The sequence below is a fragment of the Achromobacter pulmonis genome (assembly GCF_002885955.2).
GTDB lineage: Bacteria > Pseudomonadota > Gammaproteobacteria > Burkholderiales > Burkholderiaceae_B > Achromobacter > Achromobacter pulmonis_A.
On record NZ_POQS01000008.1, the window covers coordinates 427,128 to 431,143 of the forward strand.

Sequence of the window (4,016 nt, forward strand, 5' to 3'; positions counted from 1 at the left end):
GGCCCAGACCAAGCCACAGCACCTGGCGGCTGGTGGGGTCGACCACGACGGTGGCATACCGATGGCCCTTGTGCAGGGCAAACTCATCCATTGCCAGGTATTCGATACGCGACCAGTCCGGCTCCGGGATCGATGCACGCAGTCGCGCCTTATCCACCGTCTTGACCGTGTGCCAGCCCAGATCAAAGAACCTGGCCACCGCCTGCACGTTGCTCGATTGCAGCAGTTGGCTGCAGGCTTGTGCCAGCCGATCCGTGACACGCTGATAGCGTCCCAGCCAGCCGAGCCGCTCCAGACGCGGGCCGCCGCACCGCTCACACCAAAGCCGCCGTCGCGGCACATGCAGCACCACCCGATACTCGAACAAGGGCAGGTCGCGCACGCGTCGCACCGTCGTCTCGTGCACCTGGCGACACCGCGCGCCGCACTGCTCGCAATGCATGGCCTTGGCCGTGGGCTTGAGATACAGCGACACCGTGCGCCCATCGCCTTCAGGCCACACCACGCGATCCACCCGATAGCCGTCCCAGCCACCCAGGGACTCCAACAGCTTGCGATCCAGCATCGTCCGATCCTCCTGAACACCAGAAACTGGCCTCAAGAGTACGAAATCTGGCCAAATCGCTCCACGCTATTCTGCGATGAACCTTTCTTTTGCGCTGAGCCGGGCTGCGTGGACAAAGGGAAACGCGCGGATGCCAATTGATTGCTGTCGCGCGCGCGAGGCCCGGCCATGCTGACCCCATGCCTGCTGACGCTGTCAGCGACATGCCAGGCAACCATCGGTCTTCGAGGTTGCGGCGCAGTTTCCACTGCGTGACCGAGCCAGCTCGCACCGCATCCATCCGCGAGCGGCCACCAGTCCCTGGTGGCGGATGCTTTCGCCTTATCAACCCACCGCGGGGTTACGCACCTTTCCCCGCATGCGTGGGCTCGGTGTGTCTCCGCTTTTCCCTATGGAGATTCACCATGAACACCACTTCCAACGAGAAATCGTATTTCGACCTCCACACCTCGGGCATCGGCTACCTCCAGCGTGTCCGTGAGGTGCCCGTCAGGGGCGGCCGCCGTGCGCAGCCCTTCCTGGCCTGCACCATCGCCGCGCTGGTCGGCCCCGCCAGGGACCCGAGCTACCGCTACTTCGACGTCAAGGTCTCGGGTGCCGAGGCCAAGAAGCTCGTTCAGCGCTACATCGGCGTTGACGATTCCAAGCAGCGACCGCTGGTGCGCTTTCGCCTCGGCGACCTCTGGGGCGATGCCTACATCCGCGACAAGGGCGAACAGAAAGGCCAGGCCGCCGCATCCCTCAAGGCGCGACTGCTCAAGGCCGAGCTGATCGAGCGGGCCGAACTGGCTTCGATCGAGCAGCACGAGTTGATCACCCGTGGCATCGGCTACCTCAACCGTCCGAAGGACGTCACCCCCAAGGATGGTGACCCGTTCCTGTCGTGCTCCATCGNTGATCGAGCGGGCCGAACTGGCTTCGATCGAGCAGCACGAGTTGATCACCCGTGGCATCGGCTACCTCAACCGTCCGAAGGACGTCACCCCCAAGGATGGTGACCCGTTCCTGTCGTGCTCCATCGCCGCGCTGGCCGGACCTGTCGATGAACCGGAATATCGGTACTTCGACACGATCGTCGCCACCCCTGAAGCCGAGCATCTGGTTCGCCGATGCGTGCAGGCCATCGAAGGGGATCGCAAGGTGCTGATCGCCTTTCGTCTGAACGACATGAAGATCGATCCGTACATCCGCACCAAGGGCGAGCACGCTGGGGAACCGGCCGCAAGCCTGGAATCGACGCTGGTCCACATCGGTCTGATCAAGATCGACGGCACCCAGGTCTATCCGACGAGCCAGGCGCATGCCGAGGCAGCGCCAGCGGAGGACGCACCCGCGTCCGAAGCCGCCAACGCCATCGACACTGCCGCCGACGCCGTTTCCTACCAATCTGCCGAGCCCGCCGAGCGCGAGCCCGAATGTGCAGTCGAGGAGCAGGAGCCGGCATTGGCTGCTTCGTTCTGATCCGGCACGGCCCCTCACGGGGCCTTGCCTTTTTCCTATTCGTCCAAGGAGAACCATCATGGCAGCCACATCGGCACCTACGAGATCAGCCCTACCCATCGTCGTCCCGGGCCAGCTCACGTTGCGGACCATCCGGGGCAAGAACGGCCCGTTCACGGTTGGGCGCCTTTCTACCCCCATCGGCGAGTTCGCGGTTAAAGACGCGGAGTTGGAGCAGTACCCCGAAGGAAAGTACGACGGGGATTTCGTCATTCGCTACATCTTCGCGAAGTCCTATCCGGTCGCGGGCGGCGCGCGGTTTGAAGTGCGCGCAAACCTCGACGGCATGACGCTCAACGGCATCGACAAACTGAGTCGTGATGAGGCCCGCAGCTTCGCCACCCAGGAAGTCGATCCACTCGATGAAGAGCTGGGGACGCAGCCTGCGGAAACGCCGGCCAAGCCCGCCAAGGCCTCCAGACCCGCCAAGCCCGCACCCGTGCAGGCCTCGGCGGACCCGCTGGTCGATACCACNACTCGATGAAGAGCTGGGGACGCAGCCTGCGGAAACGCCGGCCAAGCCCGCCAAGGCCTCCAGACCCGCCAAGCCCGCACCCGTGCAGGCCTCGGCGGACCCGCTGGTCGATACCACGCCCTTCGGTGTGGATGCACCGACGCCCGCTGCGGCGGCTGCCCCTGGCAGCACCGAAGAGGGCGACGTTGCTTTGTTCGGCTTGCTCTGGCCGCTGGGCGATTCCGTGAAATTGGATTCGACCATCGACCGCCGCGCCCTGCGCGCGCAGATCGCCCGCCTGGGCGATCTGGGCTACGCGCTGGACTTCAAAACGCAGGAGTGGAGCCGCCAGGCCGAACTGCAACCTGCGTGATCGCAGACACCGCATGCGCGGTGTTCTTCATCCACCCGCCGGGGCTCTTTCCCTATGCGGGGAGGCCCCCGGCTTTCTTCTGGAGGTCTCCATCATGTCCACCATCGATTGCGATACACCCCGTTCTTCGCTGGGTGAACCCGCGTGGCGAGCTGTTTGCAAGACAGCCGCCGAGCACGCCCAGCGTGGTTGTGGCCTGTCCTGGGACCACTGGGTCACGCTTTTCAGTTCGGAGATCGACGCGCAAGCCAGTCGATTGCCGGAAGAGCAACGCGCACAGGCGCTGCAGATCGCACAGGAATGGGGCTACGCCACACCGGCCGAAAGGCAGGAAACCCAGGACTGGAACGCCGAAAACGGCTACTGCTCGCACGGAATCGAACTGGGTTATTGCCCGTCCGGTTGCGATTCGGACTATTGAGGTCCGGCACACGTCATCGCCGCTTGCGCGGCTTTTCTCCACCCCTTGGGGCAGCACCTGCCTCAGGGGCGGTGCTGTTTCCGATTCACCGAGGACATCACCATGAGTCGGCACTACTTCGACACCGTTCACAAGGGCTTTCCCATCACCGTCGTACTGGGCTGGGACCGGCCGGCAAATTACTTCTTCCTATTCATCGAAAAGCCGGCCGAGCTGATCGACGATACCGCGAAGGTCGAGAGCGACGACTTCTTGTACAGCAACCTGCACGAGAGCGACCCGTTCAACCACTACCTGGACTACTACCGAGTGGTCCTGCGCCATTTCCACATCGACGTGCCCGAAAGCATGTTCACCGAAGTCCAACAGGACTGCGAGGGCAACGTTGGCAACCGTGTAGTCAAGCATCAGGCCGACGGCTCGTTCACCGAACAGACGTTCTGAACGCCCAAGCGGATCGAACACCTTATCCGCATTCCTTCATCCCTAACGGGGCATTCGCTGCCCCTGCGGGCGGTGCTGCCCCTCATTTCATCGAGGACACCACCATGCACGCACACACTTCATCCACCACGCTGTTCCACATCGACGAATGCCCGGACGTTATGGCCGACGCTTGCGTCGGCGATGACCAGGGCAACCTGATCTTCCTGTCCATCTGGGCGCGCGACACCGCCGTCCAGCAGTTCCTTGCACGCCTGAC

The 4,016-nt window shown here is 63.5% G+C and carries 4 protein-coding genes and 3 pseudogenes; 6 read left to right on the plus strand and 1 reads right to left on the minus strand.

Annotated features, from left to right (window positions below; all coding sequences use genetic code 11):
• On the minus strand, positions 1-565 hold a 565-nt coding region (locus tag C1I89_RS28550), incomplete at its 3' end, for a helix-turn-helix domain-containing protein (protein ID WP_146196952.1).
• 404 nt (positions 566-969) lie between these two features.
• Here C1I89_RS28550 and C1I89_RS28560 point away from each other — a divergent pair.
• The 6 genes and pseudogenes from C1I89_RS28560 to C1I89_RS28585 form a co-directional block, all read left to right on the plus strand.
• A pseudogene (locus C1I89_RS28560) lies at positions 970-1,446 on the plus strand (DUF3577 domain-containing protein); the annotation flags it as partial.
• A gap of 16 nt (positions 1,447-1,462) precedes the next feature.
• Positions 1,463-2,026: pseudogene (locus C1I89_RS28565) on the plus strand (DUF3577 domain-containing protein); the annotation flags it as partial.
• A 58-nt stretch (positions 2,027-2,084) separates the two neighbouring features.
• Positions 2,085-2,525 (plus strand): annotated as a pseudogene (locus C1I89_RS28570) (DUF3275 family protein); the annotation flags it as partial.
• Positions 2,428-2,892 carry a DUF3275 family protein gene (locus C1I89_RS28575; RefSeq protein WP_258231549.1) on the plus strand — a complete coding sequence of 155 codons (465 nt, stop codon included), beginning with the start codon at positions 2,428-2,430 and terminating at the stop codon, positions 2,890-2,892. The pseudogene C1I89_RS28570 and the gene C1I89_RS28575, both read left to right, overlap by 98 nt.
• A 94-nt stretch (positions 2,893-2,986) precedes the next feature.
• Positions 2,987-3,313, plus strand: a complete 327-nt coding sequence (locus C1I89_RS28580) for a hypothetical protein (RefSeq protein WP_006226013.1) — start codon at positions 2,987-2,989, stop codon at positions 3,311-3,313.
• Positions 3,314-3,415: 102 nt separating this feature from the next.
• The gene (locus tag C1I89_RS28585) at positions 3,416-3,757 is read left to right on the plus strand and encodes a hypothetical protein (RefSeq protein ID WP_006226014.1); all 342 of its coding nucleotides are present in this window, start codon (positions 3,416-3,418) and stop codon (positions 3,755-3,757) included.
• Positions 3,758-4,016: the final 259 nt, after the last annotated feature.